Genomic DNA, 21,325 nt, shown 5'->3' with positions numbered 1-21,325 from the left:
ACCGACCCATTCACCAAGGCCTCGTAGAAATGCAGGCTCATGACACGCCGAGCAAAGGACCCGCTCATGGCTACAAACAGTGACACAAAACCGCTGACGCCCGAGGAACTACCTGCCGACGATCACGTTGCAGGTACCCCGGGCGCAGCCAGCCCAACCAACCCAGCCCACGCGGAGAACCCTGAAGCAGTCATCAGGGTCTCCCCCGACGACACCAACTTGGCAGCCCTCAACGCTGAGGACGGAGGCGCAGACCCCCTCTCCGATTCTGTCGAACACGAACAGATCATGGAAGAGCTGCGCCACGCCAAGACCGAGCAGGCCGTATCGGCCCGCCGGAACCGCAAACTTACCCTCGACAAAGTCACCTTCGGGATCACGGGCGCCATCGCCGTCGCCTTCGTGGTCTGGGGCTTTGTTGGACGGGACAGCCTCTCCGATACTTCCAAGGGCGCCCTGAACTGGGTCATGGAGTACACCGGCTGGCTCTTCATGGTCCTCGCCTCACTGTTCGTCGTTTTCGTCCTGTGGCTTGCCCTCGGCAAGTTCGGCAACATCCCCCTGGGCAAGGACGGCGAAAAGCCCGAGTTCCGAACCATCTCCTGGGTGGCCATGATGTTTGCCGCCGGTATGGGCATCGGCCTCATGTTCTACGGTGTTGCCGAACCGCTGTACCACTACATCTCACCGCCACCCGGGACCGTGGACGGTCGCACACCCGCGGCCATTCAGACCGCCATGGCTACCTCGATCTTCCACTGGACCCTGCACCCCTGGGCCATGTACGCAGTAGTCGGCATCGCCATGGCGTACGGCACCTACCGCTTGGGCCGCAAGCAGCTGGTCTCCGCTGCCTTCACCTCACTGTTCGGCATCCGAATGGTGGAAGGTCCGCTGGGCAAGTTCATCAACATCCTGGCCATCTTCGCCACGCTCTTCGGAACTGCTGCCTCGCTGGGCCTCGGAGCCCTCCAGATCGGCAGCGGCATGACGTCCAACGGCTGGCTGGGTGAAATCGGTACCCCGGTGCTGGTGGTGATTGTTGCGATCCTGACGTTCTGCTTCGTGGCATCAGCTGTTTCAGGCATCAGCCGCGGCATCCAGTGGCTGTCCAACATCAACATGGTCCTGGCCGTTGTTCTGGCCCTGATCGTGTTCGTAGCAGGCCCCACCTTGTTCATCCTCAACCTGATCCCCTCAGCCGTGGGTGACTACGCCCGGGACTTGGCTGAAATGTCCTCGCGTACCGAAGCCGTGGGAGACGACTCCCTGCGTAGCTGGATGACCAGTTGGACCATCTTCTACTGGGCATGGTGGATCTCCTGGACGCCCTTCGTGGGAATGTTCATCGCCCGCATCAGCCGTGGCCGCACCATCCGCCAGTTCGTCACCGGTGTCCTGCTGGTGCCGAGCGTCGTGAGTGTCATCTGGTTCGGCATCTTCGGCGGCGCCGCCTTCCACGTGCAGCAGGAAGCGGACAAGGCCGGCACCCCCGGGCTTGTGACCATGGTGGACGGCGCGCCTTCCATCAATTTCGATGGCGCCCTCTTTGACCTCGTCAAGAACCTGGGCATGCCCGGCTGGCTGACCGCAGCCGTCATTGTCCTGGCCATGGTCCTGGTGGCGATCTTCTTCGTCACTGGTGCCGACGCAGCGTCCATCGTGATGGGATCCCTCAGCTCCAATGGTGCTGAGCACCCGCGTCGAGGAGTGGTGATCTTCTGGGGAAGCCTCACCGGCGCAGTGGCAGCGGTCATGCTGCTTGCCGGCGGCGATAAACCATCGGAGGCGTTGTCCGGCCTGCAGAGAGTGACCATTGTGGCTGCCCTGCCATTTGTGATCGTCATGCTGCTGCTCTGTTTCGCCCTGGTCAAGGACCTTCGCCGCGATCCCCTGCAATTGCACAAGCGCCTGGCCACCTCAGTGGTGGAACGAGCCATCAGGACGGGCGTAGAGCAACACGGCGGTGTTCAGTTTGACCTCGTCACCAGGCACGATTGCGCTGAAAAATGCACGGAGTCCGACTGCTCGGGAGGAACACCCACGGGAACCATCCCCCTGGTTGGCAAGCCACCCCAGGACTCCAACACCAAGTAATCCAGCCTTGGCCAATCCCCGTCACACATCAGAGAGGCTGATCCATGCCCAAGACATCTGAAAAAGGAACGATTCGTTTCAGCAAGCAAACCAGCGATGACGTCACCCTCACCCTGGACGCTTCCCAACCCATGACCGTCCGGATTGAGGTGGACAGTTGCCCCTGCGGATCGGAACACAACAGGGCCGGCTCCTACGTCGACAGTGACTTCGGCCGCTGATCGGAGACACCCCGCACCACAGCAAAGCAGGCGCCGGATTCCGGCGCCTGCTTTTTTGTTGACTGCTGGTTGGCAGCTAAGGCCTATTTGGGCATCAGCACCGAGTCGATCAGGTAAACCGTGGCGTTGGCGGTCTGGACGCCACCGCAGATCACGTTGGACGCTCCGTCAACCGTGAGGGCATCCTTGGTGCCGGCAACCGTTACTTCGCCACCCTGGACAGTCTTGTGGGTGCCGACGATCTGGTCCGGGGTCAGCTGACCGGGGACTACGTGGTACGTGAGAATTTTGCTCAGCAGGGCATCGTCCGTCTTGAGCGTCTCGATTGTTGCGGGGTCGATCTTGGCGAAGGCATCGTCAACCGGTGCGAACACCGTGAATTCGCTGCCGTTCAGGGTGGAAACCAGGTCAACCTTAGGGTTGAGCTTGCCCGAGACCGCGGCGGTCAGGGTCTTGAGCAGCGGGTTGTTCGATGCTGCTACGGCTACCGGGTCCTTGGCCATGCCCGTTACCGAACCGGCACCGTCCGGAACCTGTGCGGCGTAACCGGCGCAGCCGGGGCCCACAAGGTTAGCGGCCGGATCCATGGCGGCGCTGCTCATGGCGGAGGCCGACGGCGAAGCAGACGGCATGGCTGAGGACGTCTCCGGAGCGGCAGATGCCGAGGAAGGCGAAGTGGAGGTGCTGGAACCACCACAGGCAGTGAGACCGAGAAGGGCGGCTGCAGTGAGGCCAACGAAGGCGAGGGCGGGGCGCTTTGTGGACAACATGTCATTCTCCTTGTTTTTGGAACCAGGGCGTTGGGTCCATTGGGTGGTGGGACACTGGCTGCTGATGCTGCTTTTGCTTCACCGGCGGTTTGTGTCTCACCAGCTATTCGGAGGGTGGGACGGGGTGGATGGGTGCGGATTGAAAAAGTTTTTTAAACCAGCCCGCCACACCGCGTCCGCCCTGTTCCGTGTTTGTCCCGCCGGGGCGGGTCATCTGTGGTCTCCGCAGATCCAGGTGGCCCCAAAGCGCGCAGAGGAAAAGAACCACGCTGATGATGGCCGTGCTGGGAGTGATGCCGTCAACGAGGAGAACCACCACTCCCCCCACGCCGCTCACGGCACTCAGCACGGTCCTCGGATGGGTGAAAGAAGCTCGGCTCGAGGCGTTCACCCGTTCAAGACGCCCCAGCCACATCACAACCGGCAAGAGCGCACACGCAACAGCCACAAGCCATAAGGGCCGGCTCAGCCACCACTCCGCACTGCCGGGAGCAGGCAGGTGCATCTGTATCACCAACAGCAGACCCGCAATCGACACCATCACCGGCATGTGCCAGAGATAGATGGTCATCGCCTTGGACCCCACCAGCGCCACGAAGGACATGGCGCTGGACTTTTCGGCCCACACCCTGATGCGCCTCTGAGCCAGGGACAAGAGCATGAGTTGTGCGACTGCCAGCAGGGCAAGGGCCCCTGTTGGTGGGTTCAGGTTGCTGAACATGTCCCCTGAGTACCAACCAGAAGCGAAGAGGTACATCATCAGCATCAGCGCCAGCCCCGAGGTCCACTTCCGCACCGCAGCGGATAGCCGGCCCACCGACCCATCGGCAAGCCAGAAGCCCAGTTGCTGGATGAAGAGCCACACAAAGGCAAGGTTGGCGTACCCGAGGGCAGGAAGTTCCAGGCTCAAACGCCCCGCATCTACCGCGGCGATAGCCAACCCCAACCCCAACAGCGTACTGAGACGCGCCTTCCCGTGGGCGAATGCCAGCAGGGGAACAAGCGCTGAACATCCGAGGTAGACGGCCAGGAACCACAAAGGCTGGCTAATCCGGTACCCGGCCGTTTCAACAATCCCTGAAGGTACCCCTGCCAACGTCAGAACCACCAGGCCCACTCCTACCGATGCCACCAGCACCACTGCGGGGACGAGGAGCCGGACCACCCGAAGCCGGATATAGTCGCCGGCAGTGCCACCCCGAAGCTGGATGCGACGCCATTGCGAGATTGAACTGAACCCGCCCGCAATGAAAAACAGCGGCATGACCTGGACCGCCCAGGACAAAGAGGCGAACCAAGGATTTCCGTCCAAGGCATTCTCGAAAACGGGCCCTTGGGGACCTATGCTCACTCCAACCATCAGGGCGTGAAGTGCAACTACCACCAGAAGGCAGAAGCTTCGGATGACATCCACGCTCACATCCCGCGCCGACTTATCCGCTGGGCCACGCGGGTCCCTGTTGTTCGAAAACCCGACGGTTCCCAGGGCCGTTTCCGCCGGTAAAACTGCTGGTGCAGTTGCGTTGCTTTTCATGTCTTCGACGCTACGGAGCGGCGAACCCGATCACGATGGTGTGGGCCACCCACTTAAAGGTAGAGCTGGCTATACCGACAGGACTCCAGCCGCTGCGGCAGACTTGGGGTCATGATCAAACCCCGTTTTCGGCGATGGCTGCGTGCCTACGGTTATCTTGTTGGCGAGCTGTTCACCAGCATCATTTCCATGGGCATGTTCATGGTTTCTGCGCTCCTCATTCCGCTGTTCCTCTTCAGTGGAGGATGGCTCATTGCGCCCAGGGCGGTAGCCGGCTTGCGCTGGTGGGCGGCATTGGCCCGCCGTCGAACATTCAGTTACACAGCTGCGCCCGTAACCGAAAGCTACGCTCCCATTCCCAACAACCCGTCGTTCGAAGAGCGCCTCCGCTTGGTCTTTTCCCGCAGCACTGGCCGGGACTTGTTATGGTTGGTGGCTCATGGGCTGGGAATGCCGATCGTGGCGCTCTTGTGTATCGGATTCCCTTTTGGCGCCTTGAACTCGCTGCTCATTCCCACCTACTGGTACCTCCTTCCTGTGGATCAACCAGTGGTTAGCCTCTATCCAGTAACGTCGTGGGGCGGTGCTTGGTGGATGCTGTTGATCGGAGCCGGGTACGCAGTAATCTCCTGGTGGTTGATCCCGGGAGCCGCCGCTGGGCTTGCCTGGGTGCAGGGGAAGATGCTGTCTCTTCCTGCGAGCTCGTACCTGGCCGAGCGGGTGACGGCGTTGACTGCCAGCCGTGCCGCTGCGTTGGATGCGCATTCAGCAGAGCTCAAAAGGATTGAGCGCGATTTGCATGACGGCGCGCAAAATCGCTTGGTGGGCGTGGTCATGATGCTGGGGCTGGCGGAGCGAACTCTTGAAAAGAGTCCCGACGACGCACTCCCCCACGTCCGTAGGGCCCAGCAAGCGGCCACCGAGGCTCTGGCGGGGTTACGGACGGCGGTTCACGATATTCACCCGCCGATCCTGGAGGAACTTGGCCTTGAAGGCGCGCTCTCTGCGTTGACGGGACGTTCAGCGATCCCTTGCAATTTGATGGTCTCGGATCTGCACCGAGTACCGGCTGCACTGGAATCAGCCAGCTACTTCATCGTTGCCGAAGCCTTGACCAACGCCAATAAGTACAGTTCCGCCACCCGAATGTCCGTGGTGGTCAAACGGGACCCCTCTGCTGATCGCCTCCTGATTTCGGTGGAGGACAACGGCCATGGCGGAGCCGTGGAACGTCCGGGTGGCGGGCTTGCAGGAATTCGACGCCGGGCGGCTGCTTTTGAGGGCGTCCTGGATTTTCAGAGCCCGGCCAACGGACCAACAACGGTAAAGGTGGAGCTGCCGTGCGGGTTGTGATTGCCGAGGATGACGCGCTTCTCCGGGAAGGCTTGTCACTTCTCCTCAAGAGCGAAGGCTTCGATGTGATCGCTGCCGTGGACAACGCAGTCGACTTCCTGGCTGTCCTGGACGATGCAGACGCCGCCGTTCTGGATGTGCGGATGCCTCCCACATTCACCAATGAAGGCCTTGTGGCAGCACGTGAAGCTCGACGCCGCAGGCCCGGTTTTCCGGTGTTGGTCCTTTCCGCGTATGTGGAGGACCGCTACGCCGGTGACCTGTTGTCCGAGGGGGCGGCCGGACTCGGTTACCTGTTGAAGGAGCGGGTGGGCAAGGTTGCCGAGTTCACCGACACCCTTCGGCGGGTTGCCGGCGGCGCAACCGTCATGGACCCTGAAGTGATCTCCCAGCTGATGAGCCGCCGCGGTGCCGGTGATCCGGTGGGCACTCTGACCCCAAGGGAACGCGAAGTCCTTGGCCTCATGGCAGAAGGACTGGACAACGTCTCCATTGGAGCCCGCCTGGTGGTCACTGAAACTGCTGTGAGCAAGCACATCGGCAATATCTTCCAAAAACTGCAATTGTCCGCCATGGACCGAGGGCATCGGAGAGTGTTGGCAGTGCTCGCATACCTCCGAAGCTGAGCTCGTGAAAGTTCAAAGCCGTTGCCTGCATCCAGCCCCGATGACAGGATGTCCGCATGGCTATCGAGGTTCGCCCCGCGACGGTGTTCGATGACGTGAAGACCTTGGTGGGGCCGAAGAGTCCCGACTCCAACGTGTGCTGGTGCCTGAGCTACAGGATCCCGTCGAAACTGAACCAGGAACTCCAAAAACAGGAGCGCGGAAATTACGTCAAGAAGCTGGTCTCAGAGGACCCGCCTCCCGGTGTTTTGGCGTACGACGGCGACGAAGTAGTCGGGTGGGCAGCGGTCCACCCGCGTGCGGACACCAGTTTCGCGAAGAACCGGAAGATCCCCCATGTTGACGACGCCGAGGTGTGGTCGGTGTGGTGCATCCGGGTGCGGCCGGGGCATCGCGGCAAGGGCATTTCCCATGAACTCCTGCGAGGGGCCATCGACTTCGCAAAGAGCCACGGCGCTCCCGTGCTTGAGGGTTATCCCGTGGACAACAAGGGCGGCAAGGTGGATCTGACCATGGCGTATGTTGGTACCCGCAGGCTCTTCGAGAAGGCCGGCTTCAAGAAGGTCGCCGAAACCACCTCGGTGCTGAACGGCTTCCCCAGGGTCCTGATGCGCCTGGATCTCAACTAGCGCCCTGCAACCTTGCCGTCATCCGGTGCGCTTCCTCCAACAGCAGCCTGCCCAGGAACTCCTGGCGGTCCGGACGGAACCTGGGCTCAATCCCGGTCAGGGAGAGAGCCCACGCCGGCCGGCCCTGCTGGTCGAACACCGCGGCTCCCATTCCCCAACTGCCTTCAAGGATCAGGCCCGGATTGACGGAGTAGCCAGCCAGCCGTGTATTTTCCAGGTTATCCCGCACCACCTCCGCGGGGTGCCCCGCGGCAAAGTCGCCGGCATGCGAACCCCAGTCCTTCAGCAGTGATTCCTGCTCGTCCGGGGGCAGGAAGGCCATGATGGCAGTCCCCGCAGAAGCCACCCCCAGCGGGAAGCGCACCCCTTCGTGCAGGACAAACGACCTCACGGGAAATGAGCCCTCTTCGCGCAGGACACAGATGGTCTCGTTCCCCCGGCGGATGGAGAAGAACGCGCTCTCTCCCGTTTCCGCTGCCAGTCTGCGCAGCGACGGGCGGGCAATGTCTTCCATGGGAAAACGGGCCGCAGCAACGGAGCCCAGCAGGAAGATTTCCGGCCCCAGCACCCACTTGCCGGCGTCGTGCTCCAGCAAACCTTCGGCAGCCAACGAGGTCAGCAGCCGGTGCACTGTTGGCCGCGTCAACCCGGATTCGCGCACCAGGCCAGCAAGGGACATACCTTCCGGCTTGCGGCCCACCAGCCGCAGCAACTGCGCCACCCGGCCGACAACCTGCGCTCCTTGTACCGCCACAGCACCCTCCTGAAGATTTCATCCATAATATGGACACCCTTGAGCCTAGCGTCCACACCATGAGTAGCCAACACCGCGCTCCGTTGCATGCATCCCTCAAGGAACCTAGGCTCAGTCTTAAGTGAACGAAGTCCACAAAGTGGACGCACCATCTAAAGCTCGACGAGGAGTTCGGAATGTCCACCATGTACGCGAGCGCAGCCCAAGCGCTGCAGAACCTGATGGCAGACGGCCTGACCATCGCCGTCGGGGGCTTCGGCCTGAGCGGAATCCCCGCAGACCTGATCGATGCCGTCCGGGAATCGGGTGCCAAGGACCTCACCATCGTTTCCAACAACATGGGGGTGGATGGCAAGGGTCTCGGCGTCCTGATCGAGGCCGGCCAGGTCCGGAAGGTCATAGCTTCCTATGTGGGCGAGAACAAACTTTTCGCCGAGCAGTACCTTGCGGGGAAACTCGAGGTCGAATTCACGCCGCAAGGCACCCTGGCTGAACGCCTCCGCGCCGGCGGCGCCGGCATCCCCGCCTTCTACACGCGCACCGGTGTGGGAACTTTGGTTGCCGAAGGCAAGCCCCTGGAAGAGTTCGACGGCGTCACGTACGTCCGCGAGCGCGCCATCACCGCCGACGTCGCGCTGGTTCACGCCCACACGGCCGACACGGACGGCAACCTGATCTACCGCTACACCGCCCGAAACTTCAACCCTGTGGTGGCTACTGCCGGGAAAGTCACCATCGCCGAGGCCGAAGTCATGGTGCAGCCGGGCGGGCTGGACCCCAACCACATTGTGACCCCCGGTGTTTACGTGCAAGGGCTGGTCCAGGCGACCGCACGGGTCAAGGACATCGAACAGCGCACGGTCCGGCAGCGTGCCGAAGCCCTCACGGTTTAGAAGCAAAAGGAGCATTCACCATGGCATGGACACGTGACCAGATGGCCGCCATCGCGGCCGAAGAACTGAACGACGGCGACTACGTCAACCTCGGCATCGGCATCCCCACGCTGGTGGCCAACAACCTGCCCGACGGCGTGCGGGTGGTCCTCCAGAGCGAGAATGGCCTGCTCGGCATGGGCCCGTTCCCGTATGAGGGCGAGGAAGACGCCGACCTTATTAACGCAGGCAAGCAGACCGTCACCATCACCCCCGGCGGCAGCATCTTCGACTCCGCTACTTCGTTCGGCATGATTCGCGGCGGTCACGTGAAGGTGGCCATCCTGGGTGCCATGCAGGTCTCCGGGTCCGGCGACCTCGCCAACTGGACCATCCCCGGCAAGATGGTCAAGGGCATGGGCGGAGCCATGGACCTGGTGGCCGGAACACCGCGTGTGGTGGTACTCACCGAGCACAATGCCAAGGACGGCACGGCCAAGATCGTCCGCGAATGTACTTTGCCGCTGACGGGCCTCCGGTGCGTTGACCGGATCATCACGGACCTGGCCGTTTTTGACATCGAAGAAACGCACGACGGCGGCACCCGCCTTCTGCTGACCCGCCTCGCCCCGGGCGTCACGGTGGAGGAGCTCCGCAGCAAGACGGACGCAGAGTTCACGGAAGCGCTCACCTCTGAAGAACAAACGCTTGAAGGAGCCAACGCATGAGCCTGAAAGACCAGTTCGGCAAAGACATCCTGCTCACGGGATGGGGACACAGCAAGTTCGGCAAGCTGACGGATGACACCTTGGAGTCGCTGATCGTCCAGGTGGCCGGCGAAGCCATTCGGAATTCGGGACTCGACCCCAAGGACATTGACGAGATCTACCTCGGCCAGTTCAACTCCGGCATGCAGCCTTTGGGCTTCACGTCGTCCCTGGCCCTCCAGCTTTCAGCGGACTTGGCCAACGTTCCGGCTACCCGCACTGAGAACGCGTGCGCTTCCGGATCGGCTGCCTTCCAGCAGGGCGTCAAGGCTGTCCTCGCCGGAACCGCGCGCAACGTCCTGGTGATCGGCGCAGAGAAAATGACCGACGCCGGAGCGGATGTGGTGGGGGCAGCCCTCCTGGGCGCTTCGTACGAGATGGCGGGCAAGGCGTCCTCCACAGGATTCACGGGCCTGTTCGCGGAGGTGGCCAAGCATTACGGGAAGCGCTACGGTTCCGGCATCGACGCCGAGAAGTACCCCGGCGGCCTCGGCGATGTCCTGGGTTCCATTGCCGCCAAGAATCACCGGAACGGCATGGACAACCCGTACGCCCAGATGCATCGCGACTTCGGCGAGGAATTCTGCCGGACCATTTCCGAGAAGAACCCCATGGTGGCCGAGCCTTTGCGCCGCACGGATTGTTCGCCGGTCTCGGACGGTGCCGCCGCCGTCGTGCTGTCAACGTCGGCGACCGGCGGCGCTACGGCACCTGTGCGCCTTGCCGGGTTTGGTCACGCGAACGACTTCTTCCCCGCGGAGAAGCGGGATCCCACCGAGTTTGCCGCCACCAGGGCTTCGTGGGAGCGTGCGCTGGGCATGGCTGGTGTGGGCCTTGAGGGCCTGGACTTCGCAGAGGTGCACGACTGCTTCACCATCGCCGAGCTCATCATGTACGAGGCCATGGGGCTCACACCTCGCGGCGAAGGGGCGCGCGCTGTCCAGGAGGGTTGGGTATACAAGGACGGGAAGCTGCCCGTCAACGTCTCCGGCGGGCTCAAGGCCAAGGGACACCCCGTGGGCGCCACGGGCGTGTCGCAGCATGTCATCGCGGCCATGCAACTCACGGGCACTGCGGGGGACATGCAACTTCCGAACGCACGGCGCGGTGCCGTGCAGAACATGGGCGGCGTCGGCATCGCCAACTACGTGAGCGTGCTGGAAGCCGTGTAGTTACCGGTTCCGGATCAACGTCGCGATCTCCGTAAACCCGAGCCGCTCTGCGTTCTGCAGGGCGGTTCGGCCTTGGGGGTCGCGGATATCCGGGTTGGCACCGGCTGCGAGAAGTTGCCGGACCACGTCCTGCTGGTTCGGTCCCCCGTTGTTGAGCAGGATGGCTTCCTGCATGGCAGTCCAGCCCAGGTTGTTGATGTGGTCTACGGGCACACCTGCTGCGATCAGAATCCGGACAGTTTCCGTATGCCCGTGCTCGCTCGCAGGGATCAGCGCAGTGCCGCCGTATCTGTTGGTGCTGCGAACATCCGCGCCCGCGGTCAAGGTCAGCTGCAGGACCTCGTTGAAACCCTCCGCACCCGCGTAGAGGAAGGCGGAGTCCTGGATATCGTCCTTGGCATTGACGTTTCCGCAGGCCGCGATGAGTTCACGAACCCTCGCAGCGTCATTGGCTTTCGCGGCGAGGATCAGGAGTCGGTCGGTTTCCCTCTGGGCCTCGGGTGACAGTCGGGGAGGCACAGCAGCCGACGACGCCGGGCCGGGACTTGGGGTCGACGCTGCGGTCGAGTGGGGGGCTGCGGTAGTCGGGACCGGACCGCCGGACGGTAAGGCCGCCGTCGTGCCCGGACTGGCCGTGACGGACGGCGGGGGCGACGGCGCGCAGCCAGCCATGAGCCCGGCGACCAGTACGCTTGCACCGATCACCGAACCGGCCAGGCCGCGCGCCTTCATGGAACTCATACCGTCGAGGCTACTTTGCTGCCGCGGCCAAGGCTTCAGCACCGGCCGTGGCGCAGGCTTCGTCGAGTGCGCCGTCGGGTGCTCCGCCGACTCCGATGCCGGCCACCGACACGCCGTTGACCTTGAGCGGGACGCCGCCGGCCAGGAACAGGGTGCCGGGGAGGTCGGCGATGGACGGGCCGTTGCCGTTGATGCGCTTGGCGAGATCGCTGGTGGGAGCACCGAAGGCTGCGGCCGTGTAGGCCTTCTGCTTGGCGGCTTCGATGGTGTGCTCGGCGGCGTTGTCACCGCGAAGGAGTGCCTGGACGGTGCCGAAACGGTCAACCAGGGCCACGGTGACGAACGGCAGTTTGTCCGCCTGGCACTTGGCGAGCGCGGCGTTGACGGCGGCGCTCGAAGCACCCACGGAGATACGGTTCTGGGCTACGACGTTCTCCGGTGCCGGCTGTACTTCTGCGGCGACTTTCACGGGGGCGGCCTGGGCGGCAGCCGGCGCGGCCGCGGGTGACACCGCGTTGGCCACGGCAGTCACACCACCGGTGAGCAGCAGCGCTCCGGCAGCGGCGGCGGCGATCATTTTACGGGACTTCTTCACGGGGTTCTCCTAGTGGTGAGCGTCGGGTGCAGTGGTTCGTATCGGGTACATCTCCATGCTTCCGCGGACGCCCTCAACGCCACATCGCCCGGTCGCCGTTCCCGGGCTCAGCCTTTCCGTCATCGGTATCAGCCAAAAGGTGGAGAGACCAATGCCCGCGCGGGATCTAGCATGGGAAGATGCCAACTGCCCCTCCACAGCCGGCGCCGAGCATTCGCTTCGACGGTCGCATCGATGCTGTGGTGCATCTGGGCTTCGCCGTCCTGATGGTCGCTTCAGCGGTCCGCTACGTCATGCGGCACTCCCCCGCCGACAACCTCTGGACAGTGGCGTTGGCTGGAACCGTCTGTGTCCTTTACACGGTCACAGCAGTGCTGGCCCGGCGACGGGAACGTGGCCGGCGGCAACCCGGCCAGCCTCGCCGGCTATGGATTCCGTGGATGATCGTCCTGGTGGCGGCGTGGGCGGCGCTCGTCATCGCCGCCCCCAGCTTCGCGTGGTGTTCCTTCGCTATCTTTTTCCTTACCCGGACCGCTTTCCGCGGGTGGGCCGCCTATGTGGCGGGGGGCGCGACGGCGGCCGCCACCGCCGTCGGACTCTTCCGGATGAGCGATTGGACAGACATCGCGATGCTGCTGGGTCCGCTCGCCGCGGGCGCCCTGCTCACGTTGATTTACGACAAGATTGAGCGCGACCAGGAACGGCTTGCCGCCGGCGAGAGGCAAGCCGGAGTCGCCGCCGAGCGCGAGCGTGTTTCCCGGGAAATCCACGACACCGTCACCCAGGGCCTGGCCAGCAGCCTTCTCCTCCTCGAAGCAGCCCAACGCTCCTGGCCCGCTCCTGCTTCGAACCAGGATGTGCGCAAAGCTGCGGATCTGTTGCGACGCAACCTCGCCGATACCCGCAGCCTGGTACACGAACTCTCCGCGCCCGGCCTGGAATCCGGGCCCCTCCCCGAAGCCCTGGAGCACGCAGCACGGCAATATGTGGAGACCATCCGCGTCCAAGTCACCGGAGATCCGCGGCCCCTCCCTTCCGAGGTGCGGCACGCCCTGCTGCGCGTCACCCAGAGCGCAGTGGCCAACATCAAACTACATGCCCGCGCGAACCACGCCAGCGTGACCCTTGGGTACCTTCCCTCTGCGGTTACCTTGGACGTGTACGACGACGGCCGCGGCTTTGATCCCGGAACGGTACCTCCGCCGTCGGAAGCCGGAGGATACGGGCTTCGGGCCATGCGGCAACGCGTGGAACAGTTGGGCGGAGAATTGTCTGTGGAGAGCACGCCGGACGAGGGCACCATCATCGCGGCGCAGCTGCCGGTCGGGCCGCCCGCACAACCCGCTAATGGCTCAAAGGAGGAGGCCCTGTGACCCGCATTTCCGTGCTTCTCGTGGACGACCACACCGTAGTCCGGAGCGGACTCACGGCGCTGTTGGGCACCCAAGCCGATATCGCCGTCGTCGGGGAAGCCGCCTCCGGTGAGGAAGCGCTGGAAGCGGCGCAGCAGCATGCCCCGGACGTCGTCCTCATGGACCTGGCCATGGGTGCCGGGATGGACGGCATCGAAGCCATCAAACAGCTCCGCCAGCGAACCCCCAAGCAGGCGATCATTGTGTTCACCACCTACGACTCGGACGCAGACATCGTCCGCGCCGTAGACGCCGGCGCCATGGGTTATCTTCTCAAGGATGCTGCCCCGGAGGAGATCTTCGCGGCGGTTCGAGGGGCTGTGCAGGGAAAGAGTGTGATGAGCGCTCCGGTGGCCTCCCGGCTGTTCCAACAACTGCGGAACCCGGACGAAATCCTCACCCCGCGCGAGGCCGAACTGCTCAGCCTGCTGACCGAAGGCCTCAGCAACCGCGACCTTGGAAAACGTCTCTTCATCTCGGAGGCAACAGTCAAGACCCACCTCGCCCACATCTACGCCAAACTGGGCGTCGAGACGCGGGCAGCGGCCATCGCCACAGCTATCCGCCGCGAGGGGATGCGATAGGAGACGCGGTTGGCTACTCTGGCCCTATGTCGGACGCAGCGGATCGCAAAATGTTCAAAACCCCGGGAACGGCTTTGATCGTCCGGGGAGTCCTCGCCATTGCTTTTGGCCTGTTGATTATTGCTTTGCCCAGCGCTACGGCGTTCGTGGTGATTGTCATGTTCGGGGTCTTCGCGATCATTGACGGCATCACCAGCGTGGCGCATTACTTCTACGACCCCGCAGGCCGGTCCCGCTGGACCATAGTGGGCGGCCTGATCTCCATTGCTGCCGGCATCCTGGCCATTGCCTGGCCGGGAATTACGGCTGCCGCAGTGGGCGTCCTCATCGGGCTGTGGGCCCTGGTGTTGGGTCTCTCGCAAATCGTCCTGTCCCTGGCCGCCAGGAATTTCGTCCGCAACTGGGGAATCTGGTTCCTGACCGGCCTCATCACCACCGTTTTCGGCATCTTTGTGCTGGTGAATCCGGGCTTGGGCTTCCTGAGCCTGGTGTGGATGTTGGCAGGGTTCGCGATGGTGATGGGCCTGCTGCTCATCGCCTCCGGCATCGGGCTGCGCAAACTGGCCAACACGGAGCCGCTGTATGGCCACTAAGGTCGCGGTAAAAAGCCGTCAGGGGATGCGCTCAGCGCCAAGTTCGGTAAGTTAGTGGCTGTGAAGATAGCTACCTGGAATGTGAACTCCCTCCGCGCCCGTGCAGACCGCGTTGAAGCCTGGCTTGAGCGAAGCGACTGCGATGTCCTGGCCATTCAGGAGACCAAGTGCAAGGACGAAAACTTCCCGTGGGAGCTCTTCGAGCGTATGGGCTACGAGGTTGCCCACTTCGGTGTGAACCAGTGGAACGGTGTTGCCATCGCCTCCCGCGTGGGGCTGGAAGATGTTGAACGCACGTTCCTGGACCAGCCTGCGTTCGGCAAGGCCGGCAAAGATCCCGCGCAGGAAGCCCGCGCCATCGCCGCTACCTGCGGCGGCATCCGCATCTGGAGCCTCTACGTCCCCAACGGCCGTTCCCTGGACGACGAACACATGCCGTACAAGATCAAATGGCTGGATGTCCTTCAGGGCCATGCCGCTGAATGGGTCAAGTCCGATCCCACTGCGCAGATCGCCCTCATGGGTGACTGGAACATTGCCCCGTTCGACGACGACGTGTGGGACATCGAACTGTTCCGCACCAACAACTACACCCACGTCTCCGAACCAGAGCGCGCCGCCTTCCACGCGTTCGAAGCCGCAGGATTTACCGACGTCGTCCGTCCCTACACTCCGGGCCCCGGCGTGTACACCTACTGGGACTACACGCAGCTGCGCTTCCCCAAGAAGGAAGGCATGCGGATCGACTTCTGCCTCGCATCCCCGGCACTGGCTTCGCGGGTCACCGGCGCCTCCATTGACCGCGAGGAACGCAAGGGCAAGGGCGCTTCGGACCACGCTCCCGTGATCGTGGAGCTCGCAAACTGAGTACACATCACTAACGAAAGGGGCAGCTGATATGACTGGAAACCTGTATCGGGGCCAGGCAGGGCTGCCCTTCTCTTCATCGCTGCGCATTTACGAGCCCCTCGAAGCGTTCCCGCCCGAACAGCAGCGCCAGCTCGTGGCGAAGGGCAGCAAGAGTGGTTCCCGGGCCGCCGTCGAAAATGCGGAGCTGCAAGCCTCGCTGGGCCGCATCACACGTTCCGGCGGCGACCCGTTCCCCACCGGCAGCACCGACCTGGTGCGCATGACGCGGGTTCCCACCGGACGTCACGCGGCAACGCCGGACGAAGCTGGAACAGACCAAGCAGCCGCGGCGGACGGAGCTGCCGCGTCCCACCACAGTGCGGCATCGGCCCAGGAAGGGCACGACGCCGGACGGTTGCTTTACTGCCCCAGCCAACTGGTGATTCGGGCCGGCTTGGCAGCCAACGCGCTCATGGACGGTGTGCACAGTCCCTTGGCCGACCTCCTCATTCCCGTCTCGCAACGTGACAAGCACCAGGTCAGAATCGATCGAATCAATGCCGGGGAAGATGCAAAGCGCGTCCATACCCGGGCCTCAACGTGGGGTATCCCGTTCAGCTGGTTCTCGCTCTTCGCCGAGTCGGACCGCAAGGACGTAGTGGAGGCTGAAGGGCGCATTCTCACCGTCCGGGTGTGGACTCCCCTCACGGAGGCCCTGGACCGCGCACGCTTCGCCGTGGCCCACTTGGCTTTGGCTGCGCCGGACCTGGACATGTTGGATGACCTGACGCAGCTCACCGAATGGCTGGAACTCTTTCATATCCAGTCCATGGTGGAGCTGGACTACGGCGCAGTGGCAGACAAGGTGTATCCGGACGAGTCCCCCATGGACGTGCGGTTGGGCATCGAATGCCTCGCCGAGGGCGACATGACCGGTGCGGCCGCTGCATACCGGAGGCTCGCCTCGCGCTGGATCCCCATCCGGCAGCTGGCGCGGGCCTCCTAGCCGGCGGCTTTATGCGCCGGGTGGGGCGGTTGTCTCGCGCACGATCAGCTCGTGGGGAGCCACTTCCGAATGCACGGCTTCCGGGTTGCCGTCCAACTCGTCCAGCAGCATTTTCGTGGCGAGTTCGGCCTGGTTGTCGGGGCGCTGGCCCACTGTAGTCAGGCCAATGGAGGCCGAGAAATCGTGATCATCAATGCCGATCACTGAGAGGTCTTGAGGCACCCTGACGCCGTGGCGGCCGGCCTCAAAAATGACGCCCATCGCCATCTCGTCCGACGAACAGAAAATAGCTGTCGGTTTGCGTCCGGGCTGGTTCCATAGCCGGTTGAAGGCCTGCTGGCCGCTGGCAACGGTGAAATCGCCCCATTGGTCCCATTCGGGCCGGACCTCCAGTCCGGCGTCGGTCATGACTTCCTGGAAGGCGCGGATACGCACGCGGGGTACGTCGAAGTTCAGGTCCGTTTCGTCGTCGCCGTGGAGCAGGGCGATGTCCTTGTGGCCCAGGTCCAGGAGGTGCCGCACTGCGGTGGACGCGGCGTCGTAATCGTTGATGCCGATGTACGCACAATCCTCAACGTGCCCGCCCACCACAACCAGCGGGATATCGATCTTGTGGAGGTGTTCCAGCTCTTCCGCGGTCAAGGACATGCACAGCACCAACAGGGCGTCGATTTGTTTGTAGACCATGGTGGAACTGAAGAGCCGCTCACGGTTGCTCCCGTGGCCCCCCAGGTTGAACAGCGAGAGATTGTACTTGCGGGAATGCAACTCACGGTCCGCACCCTCGATGGCCTTTGAGAAGAACCAACGGCTCACGAAAGGGGCCAGCACACCGATGGTGCGCGTACGGCCGGTGGCCAGGCCTGACGCTGACGACGACGCCACATACCCGAGTGAACTGGCTACTTCGAGGATTCTTTCGCGAGTGGCCGGAGAAACCCGAGGTAACCCCCGCACGGCCCGTGAGACGGTGGCCGTCGAGACTCCGGCAGCTGCAGCGACGTCCTCAATACTGACGCCGGTATGGCCACCGCGTTGGGATCTACCCGTTGTTTTTGACACAGGCTCCCCTCTCCGGCCGCCGTTGCTCCGCCTATACCTTAAGTGTCTGTTTGTGGTTTGAAGCCCTCGGTTACGCAGCCGCGTAATGCGCTGCGTAACCGAAGCTTCAAATTTCTAGCCCTTAAGGCCGCCGGACAGCAGGCCGCGCACAAAGTAGCGCTGCAAGCCGAAGAAGACCAGCAGCGGGACAATGATGGAGACAAAGGCGGCCGCCGGGTTCAGGTAGTCCCTGGCTCCGCGGGTACCCGAGAGCTCCGCCAAGCGCTGCGTAATCGGAGCAACGTCCGCCGTGCCACCGGAGAACACCAACGCCACCAGGAGGTCATTCCAGACCCACAGGAATTGGAAGATCGCCAGCGAGGCAAGCGCCGGAACGGAGAGCGGCAGGATAATCCGCCAGAAGATGGTGCTGTGTCCGGCACCGTCCACCCTTGCTGCCTCGATGACTTCACCGGGAATTTCGGAGATGAAGTTGTGGAGCAGGAAGATGCCCAGCGGAAGGCCGAACATGGTGTGGGCGATCCACAGCTGCGCGTATGAACCAGCCGGGAGTTGCAAGGTCTGCGTGAAGAACTGCAGGAGCGGAATCAGCGCCATCTGGAGCGGAATGATCTGCAGGGCGAAGACGAAGATGAACAACGCATCGCGGCCCTTGAACTTTCCCCAAGCGAACACATAGGCGGCCATGGATGCCAGCACCAGCACGAAGATGGTGACCGGGATGACGATCGCTATGGAGTTGACGAAGTACTGGGAAAGGTTGGCTGACTGCGAACCCGCCGGGGTCAGGACGTCGGCGTAGTTCTTGAACGTGAACTGCCAGTCGACGAAGGCATTCCACCAGCCGTCGGACCGGGGACCGACCTGCTTGGCGGCAGGACGGAACGAGGTGACAAAGAGGCCGAACGTCGGCACAGACCATACGACGGCGATAATGACCGCTGCCGCCGTTGCCCACTTGGAGGTGAGCTTGGTCTTGACGCGCCGCATGATCGGCTGGGCGTCCTCTGTGGGGTCGGATCCAGGACGCTGCCGGGTGGCCTTCGAGGCCTCTTTCGGGGCTGGCGTGGCTGTCAATGGATCTCCCTTTGCTTGCGAAGGACTCGAGCGTTGTACACGACGATGGGCAGCACCATGAGGAACAGGATCAGGGCCAAAGCGGCACCACGTCCCGGCTCACCGGCGCGGAAGGCCTGCGTGTACATTTCGTTGGCGACCACGGACGTGTCGTAGTTTCCGGCGGTCATGGTCCGGACAATGTCGAAGACCTTCAGAGTGGCGATGGTAATGGTGGTCAGCACCACCACCAGGGCTCCACGGATGCCGGGAATGGTGACGTTGCGGAACTGCTGCCATGCGTTGGCACCATCCAGGCGGGCTGCCTCGATGAGTTCCACCGGAACACCCTTGATGGCCGCGGACAAGATCACCATGGCAAAACCGGTCTGGATCCAGACCATCACGATGATGAGGAAGATGGTGTTTTCCGGGGCATCCAGCAGGAACTGCTTGGGATCCATCCCCAAGGCAACCCTGAAGAAGTTAATGACACCGGTCTGCTCGATGTTGGGACCACGGTAGTCGTACACGAGCTTCCAAATGATGCCGGCACCCACGAAGGAAATTGCCATCGGCATGAAGACCAGCGACTTCAGCACCCGCTCGCCGCGGGCCTTGTCTATGAACACAGCGTAGGCAAGGCCAAAGCTCGTCGACAGCAGCGGAACCAGGACTGTCCAGATGACCGTGTTCCGGAGCGTGGTCAGCGCCTCGGGCTGCGTGAACATCCACACAAAGTTGTCGAATCCGTTGGCATTTCCGCCGGCGTCCGTAAAAGCGAGCATTGACGTGCGGATGGCCGGATAGACCAGGCCCACGAGCATCAGGATGGCGGCAGGAGCAAGGAAGCCCGCCACCGTGACCTTGTCTTTGACTGATTTAGGAGCCCTGTCCACCAGCAACATGATGAGGCCGATGACCGCTGCGAATATCGCCAGGGCTATCACTACTTGTAGGAGTTTTTCTCCAATAAATTCCATACCCAACCTCCGGGGCGTGAGTGAATCACTAAGTACCGGGAAAAGCACTGCCTCCCCGGCTGGGCAAACCAGCCAGGGGAGGCAGCACTTTGGGAGTTAGCTCTTAGGCCAGCTGGATTCGATGCTGTTGGCAACCTCCTGGGAGGACGTGCCGTTGATCCACTGCACGATGCCCTTCCAGAAGGAGTTGGAACCTACGGCACTCGGCATCAGGTCCGAGCCGTCGAAACGGAAGACGGTGTCCGGGTCCTGGAGGATCTGGACAGTCAGCTTGTCGAGGTCGGACTGGGCGTTGGCGGGATCCAGGCCCTTGTTGGCACTGACCACGCCGCCTAGCTTGACACGGTTGTTGGCGAAGTCGGCACTGGCCAGGTATGCCAGGAAGGACTGGACCTCAGGGGTGTCCTTGTAGGCGCCCACCATTTCACCGCCACCGGTGACTGCTTTGCCCTTGCTCTCGTCGATCGGCGGAGTGATGAAGGCCCAGACATCGCCATCTTCAGCAACATTGGTTCCTGCAGGCCAGTTGGCGGCCTGGAAGTTGGCCTGGTGGTGCATGGCGCAGGTGCCGTCAAGGACCGGCTGGCCGGCCTGGGCAAAACCGGTGCTCAAGATCGAACGGACGTCACCGAAGCCGCCGTTAACCATGTCCTGGTTGAGCAGGATGTCGCCGGCCTTGTTGAAGGAATCGACGATCTTGGGGTCGTTGAACGGAATCTGATGGGTAATCCACTGGTCGTAGACCTCGGGGCCGTGTTCGCGCAGAACCACGTCCTCGATCCAGTCCGTGCCGGGCCAACCCGTAGCCTCACCGGATTCGAAACCAGCGCACCACGGTTTCATGTTCTTGTCATCCGCGGCGATCTTCTTGGACAGTTCGATCATTTCGTCCCAGGTCTTGGGGACTTCCCAGCCCTTGTCCTTGAAGGTCTTGGGCGCATACCAAACAAAACCCTTGACGTTGGCCAGCATCGGAGCGGCGTAGAACTTGCCGTCAACGGTGCCGTACTTCTTCCAGTCCGGGGACCAGTTCTTGTCCACGAGGTCGGAAACGGTCTGCGGAGCGGGCTTCAGGTAGCCGGCCCGGGCCTGGGTGGCAAGGAGGCCGGGCTGCGGGAAGATCCCGACATCGGGGGCGGTACCGGACTGGGCACGAACGCCGATCTGCGTTTCGAATTCCTTGCTGCCCTCGTACTTGATGGTGATGCCGGTGCAGTCTTCGAACTGCTTCCAGGATTCCTCGAGGTTGGTTGCCTCAATGTCTACGATCGTCGAATAGACGGAGACCGTCTTGCCGTCGTGCTTTCCGTAGCTTTCGTAAGCGGAGCAATCATCCGAGCCTGCGGTTGATCCCCCGCCGCCTCCATCTCCGCTACAGGCGGAAAGGGTAAGTGCCAGAACACCGGCGGCTGCGACCGGTAGCAGGTACTTGGTTTTCTTCATGCTAAAGACTCCTCGCTGAGTACAAGTGATTCGGCGGCGCAATTGATGTGGTGACGCTCACACTAGCTAGAACGGGCGCCAAAATGCAAGCGCTTACACCGAACGTAACCGCATCGATACCAAGTAACCTGCCGATCTCGAAGGGAAGGCTGCCGCGAGGCTCTGTTAAGGGGCATTTGAGTGGTCACCCCTGCCGGTCAGAGCCG

Annotated in this window: 22 protein-coding genes; 13 read left to right on the top strand and 9 right to left on the bottom strand. The window is 62.7% G+C overall.

Annotated elements, in window-relative coordinates; genetic code table 11:
- The first annotated feature begins 66 nt into the window (after positions 1-66).
- Together QEH68_RS02640 and QEH68_RS02635 are read left to right on the top strand one after the other, a co-directional pair.
- Positions 67-2,097, top strand: coding sequence for a BCCT family transporter (locus tag QEH68_RS02640; protein WP_242703500.1), 2,031 nt, complete (start codon positions 67-69; stop codon positions 2,095-2,097).
- 44 nt (positions 2,098-2,141) lie between these two features.
- Positions 2,142-2,318 carry a hypothetical protein gene (locus QEH68_RS02635; RefSeq protein ID WP_280626320.1) on the top strand — a complete coding sequence of 59 codons (177 nt, stop codon included), beginning with the start codon at positions 2,142-2,144 and terminating at the stop codon, positions 2,316-2,318.
- 83 nt (positions 2,319-2,401) lie between these two features.
- Here the strand turns inward: QEH68_RS02635 and QEH68_RS02630 are convergent, their stop codons facing one another.
- Together QEH68_RS02630 and QEH68_RS02625 are read right to left on the bottom strand one after the other, a co-directional pair.
- Positions 2,402-3,088 (bottom strand): fasciclin domain-containing protein, encoded by a 687-nt coding sequence (locus QEH68_RS02630; protein WP_207596042.1) that lies wholly within the window; start codon positions 3,086-3,088, stop codon positions 2,402-2,404.
- 103 nt (positions 3,089-3,191) lie between these two features.
- Positions 3,192-4,622 (bottom strand): acyltransferase, encoded by a 1,431-nt coding sequence (locus tag QEH68_RS02625; protein ID WP_280626319.1) that lies wholly within the window; start codon positions 4,620-4,622, stop codon positions 3,192-3,194.
- A 111-nt stretch (positions 4,623-4,733) separates the two neighbouring features.
- Between QEH68_RS02625 and QEH68_RS02620 the strand changes: the two genes are divergently transcribed.
- The 3 genes from QEH68_RS02620 to QEH68_RS02610 are packed head-to-tail and all read left to right on the top strand — an operon-like array spanning position 4,734 to position 7,230.
- Positions 4,734-5,975, top strand: a complete 1,242-nt coding sequence (locus tag QEH68_RS02620) for a sensor histidine kinase (RefSeq protein WP_280626318.1) — start codon at positions 4,734-4,736, stop codon at positions 5,973-5,975.
- Positions 5,963-6,601 carry a response regulator transcription factor gene (locus tag QEH68_RS02615; RefSeq protein ID WP_207596039.1) on the top strand — a complete coding sequence of 213 codons (639 nt, stop codon included), beginning with the start codon at positions 5,963-5,965 and terminating at the stop codon, positions 6,599-6,601. The genes QEH68_RS02620 and QEH68_RS02615 overlap by 13 nt, the downstream gene beginning before the upstream one ends.
- Before the next feature lie 56 nt (positions 6,602-6,657).
- On the top strand, positions 6,658-7,230 hold the full coding sequence (locus tag QEH68_RS02610) for a GNAT family N-acetyltransferase (protein WP_280626317.1): 573 nt from the start codon (positions 6,658-6,660) through the stop codon (positions 7,228-7,230).
- On the opposite strand, the gene QEH68_RS02605 is transcribed toward QEH68_RS02610, so the two are convergent.
- The gene (locus QEH68_RS02605; protein WP_207596037.1) at positions 7,223-7,984 is read right to left on the bottom strand and encodes an IclR family transcriptional regulator; all 762 of its coding nucleotides are present in this window, start codon (positions 7,982-7,984) and stop codon (positions 7,223-7,225) included. The two genes, QEH68_RS02610 and QEH68_RS02605, sit on opposite strands and share 8 nt — an antisense overlap.
- Before the next feature lie 176 nt (positions 7,985-8,160).
- Here QEH68_RS02605 and QEH68_RS02600 point away from each other — a divergent pair, with 176 nt between their 5' ends.
- The 3 genes from QEH68_RS02600 to QEH68_RS02590 are packed head-to-tail and all read left to right on the top strand — an operon-like array spanning position 8,161 to position 10,795.
- Positions 8,161-8,877 carry a CoA transferase subunit A gene (locus QEH68_RS02600; RefSeq protein WP_280626316.1) on the top strand — a complete coding sequence of 239 codons (717 nt, stop codon included), beginning with the start codon at positions 8,161-8,163 and terminating at the stop codon, positions 8,875-8,877.
- Positions 8,878-8,897: 20 nt separating this feature from the next.
- Entirely contained in the window at positions 8,898-9,584 is a 687-nt protein-coding gene (locus QEH68_RS02595; RefSeq protein WP_207596035.1) for a CoA transferase subunit B, read from the top strand.
- Entirely contained in the window at positions 9,581-10,795 is a 1,215-nt protein-coding gene (locus tag QEH68_RS02590; RefSeq protein ID WP_280626314.1) for an acetyl-CoA acetyltransferase, read from the top strand. The genes QEH68_RS02595 and QEH68_RS02590 overlap by 4 nt, the downstream gene beginning before the upstream one ends.
- On the opposite strand, the gene QEH68_RS02585 is transcribed toward QEH68_RS02590, so the two are convergent.
- The gene (locus QEH68_RS02585) at positions 10,796-11,536 is read right to left on the bottom strand and encodes an ankyrin repeat domain-containing protein (RefSeq protein ID WP_280626312.1); all 741 of its coding nucleotides are present in this window, start codon (positions 11,534-11,536) and stop codon (positions 10,796-10,798) included.
- Positions 11,537-11,546: 10 nt separating this feature from the next.
- A complete protein-coding gene (locus QEH68_RS02580) occupies positions 11,547-12,131 on the bottom strand; it encodes a heme-binding protein (protein WP_280626310.1) in 585 nt (194 codons plus the stop codon).
- A gap of 179 nt (positions 12,132-12,310) precedes the next feature.
- Between QEH68_RS02580 and QEH68_RS02575 the strand changes: the two genes are divergently transcribed.
- Genes QEH68_RS02575 through QEH68_RS02555 form a run of 5 tightly spaced genes read left to right on the top strand, consistent with a single transcriptional unit; the run spans position 12,311 to position 16,575 of the window.
- Complete coding sequence (locus tag QEH68_RS02575; protein WP_280626309.1) at positions 12,311-13,504, top strand: sensor histidine kinase; 1,194 nt, start codon at positions 12,311-12,313, stop codon at positions 13,502-13,504.
- Complete coding sequence (locus tag QEH68_RS02570) at positions 13,501-14,127, top strand: response regulator transcription factor (protein WP_207596031.1); 627 nt, start codon at positions 13,501-13,503, stop codon at positions 14,125-14,127. Before QEH68_RS02575 ends, QEH68_RS02570 begins: the two co-directional genes overlap by 4 nt.
- 26 nt (positions 14,128-14,153) lie before the next feature.
- On the top strand, positions 14,154-14,720 hold the full coding sequence (locus QEH68_RS02565; protein ID WP_280626307.1) for a DUF308 domain-containing protein: 567 nt from the start codon (positions 14,154-14,156) through the stop codon (positions 14,718-14,720).
- A 60-nt stretch (positions 14,721-14,780) separates the two neighbouring features.
- Entirely contained in the window at positions 14,781-15,587 is an 807-nt protein-coding gene (locus tag QEH68_RS02560; RefSeq protein ID WP_089597124.1) for an exodeoxyribonuclease III, read from the top strand.
- A 31-nt stretch (positions 15,588-15,618) separates the two neighbouring features.
- Positions 15,619-16,575 carry a hypothetical protein gene (locus tag QEH68_RS02555; RefSeq protein WP_207596029.1) on the top strand — a complete coding sequence of 319 codons (957 nt, stop codon included), beginning with the start codon at positions 15,619-15,621 and terminating at the stop codon, positions 16,573-16,575.
- A 9-nt stretch (positions 16,576-16,584) separates the two neighbouring features.
- Here the strand turns inward: QEH68_RS02555 and QEH68_RS02550 are convergent, their stop codons facing one another.
- From QEH68_RS02550 to QEH68_RS02535, 4 genes are all read right to left on the bottom strand, one after another.
- Positions 16,585-17,637: a LacI family DNA-binding transcriptional regulator gene (locus QEH68_RS02550; RefSeq protein ID WP_207596028.1), complete on the bottom strand. Its 1,053-nt coding sequence runs from the start codon at positions 17,635-17,637 to the stop codon at positions 16,585-16,587.
- Between the two features lie 114 nt (positions 17,638-17,751).
- Positions 17,752-18,714, bottom strand: coding sequence for a carbohydrate ABC transporter permease (locus QEH68_RS02545; RefSeq protein ID WP_089593429.1), 963 nt, complete (start codon positions 18,712-18,714; stop codon positions 17,752-17,754).
- A complete protein-coding gene (locus QEH68_RS02540; RefSeq protein WP_207596027.1) occupies positions 18,711-19,676 on the bottom strand; it encodes a sugar ABC transporter permease in 966 nt (321 codons plus the stop codon). Before QEH68_RS02540 ends, QEH68_RS02545 begins: the two co-directional genes overlap by 4 nt.
- Positions 19,677-19,772: 96 nt before the next feature.
- Positions 19,773-21,119 carry an extracellular solute-binding protein gene (locus QEH68_RS02535; protein ID WP_089593427.1) on the bottom strand — a complete coding sequence of 449 codons (1,347 nt, stop codon included), beginning with the start codon at positions 21,117-21,119 and terminating at the stop codon, positions 19,773-19,775.
- Positions 21,120-21,325: the final 206 nt, after the last annotated feature.

The organism is Paenarthrobacter sp. OM7 (genome assembly GCF_029873575.1).
Taxonomy (GTDB): Bacteria; Actinomycetota; Actinomycetes; order Actinomycetales; family Micrococcaceae; genus Arthrobacter.
The sequence above is the reverse complement of the archived record's forward strand: the minus strand, read 5'-3'. Positions and strand labels throughout refer to the sequence as shown.

What these genes read in the sequence shown, in the direction of transcription:
- QEH68_RS02565 (WP_280626307.1), top strand. Translation starts at nt 14,154, where the DNA reads ATGTCGGACGCAGCGGATCGCAAAATGTTCAAAACCCCGGGAACGGCT.
- QEH68_RS02635 (WP_280626320.1), top strand. Translation starts at nt 2,142, where the DNA reads ATGCCCAAGACATCTGAAAAAGGAACGATTCGTTTCAGCAAGCAAACC.
- QEH68_RS02610 (WP_280626317.1), top strand. Translation starts at nt 6,658, where the DNA reads ATGGCTATCGAGGTTCGCCCCGCGACGGTGTTCGATGACGTGAAGACC.
- QEH68_RS02585 (WP_280626312.1), bottom strand. Translation starts at nt 11,536, where the DNA reads ATGAGTTCCATGAAGGCGCGCGGCCTGGCCGGTTCGGTGATCGGTGCA.
- QEH68_RS02595 (WP_207596035.1), top strand. Translation starts at nt 8,898, where the DNA reads ATGGCATGGACACGTGACCAGATGGCCGCCATCGCGGCCGAAGAACTG.
- QEH68_RS02575 (WP_280626309.1), top strand. Translation starts at nt 12,311, where the DNA reads ATGCCAACTGCCCCTCCACAGCCGGCGCCGAGCATTCGCTTCGACGGT.
- QEH68_RS02555 (WP_207596029.1), top strand. Translation starts at nt 15,619, where the DNA reads ATGACTGGAAACCTGTATCGGGGCCAGGCAGGGCTGCCCTTCTCTTCA.
- QEH68_RS02630 (WP_207596042.1), bottom strand. Translation starts at nt 3,088, where the DNA reads ATGTTGTCCACAAAGCGCCCCGCCCTCGCCTTCGTTGGCCTCACTGCA.
- QEH68_RS02625 (WP_280626319.1), bottom strand. Translation starts at nt 4,622, where the DNA reads ATGAAAAGCAACGCAACTGCACCAGCAGTTTTACCGGCGGAAACGGCC.
- QEH68_RS02600 (WP_280626316.1), top strand. Translation starts at nt 8,161, where the DNA reads ATGTCCACCATGTACGCGAGCGCAGCCCAAGCGCTGCAGAACCTGATG.
- QEH68_RS02540 (WP_207596027.1), bottom strand. Translation starts at nt 19,676, where the DNA reads ATGGAATTTATTGGAGAAAAACTCCTACAAGTAGTGATAGCCCTGGCG.
- QEH68_RS02640 (WP_242703500.1), top strand. Translation starts at nt 67, where the DNA reads ATGGCTACAAACAGTGACACAAAACCGCTGACGCCCGAGGAACTACCT.
- QEH68_RS02590 (WP_280626314.1), top strand. Translation starts at nt 9,581, where the DNA reads ATGAGCCTGAAAGACCAGTTCGGCAAAGACATCCTGCTCACGGGATGG.
- QEH68_RS02535 (WP_089593427.1), bottom strand. Translation starts at nt 21,119, where the DNA reads ATGAAGAAAACCAAGTACCTGCTACCGGTCGCAGCCGCCGGTGTTCTG.
- QEH68_RS02620 (WP_280626318.1), top strand. Translation starts at nt 4,734, where the DNA reads ATGATCAAACCCCGTTTTCGGCGATGGCTGCGTGCCTACGGTTATCTT.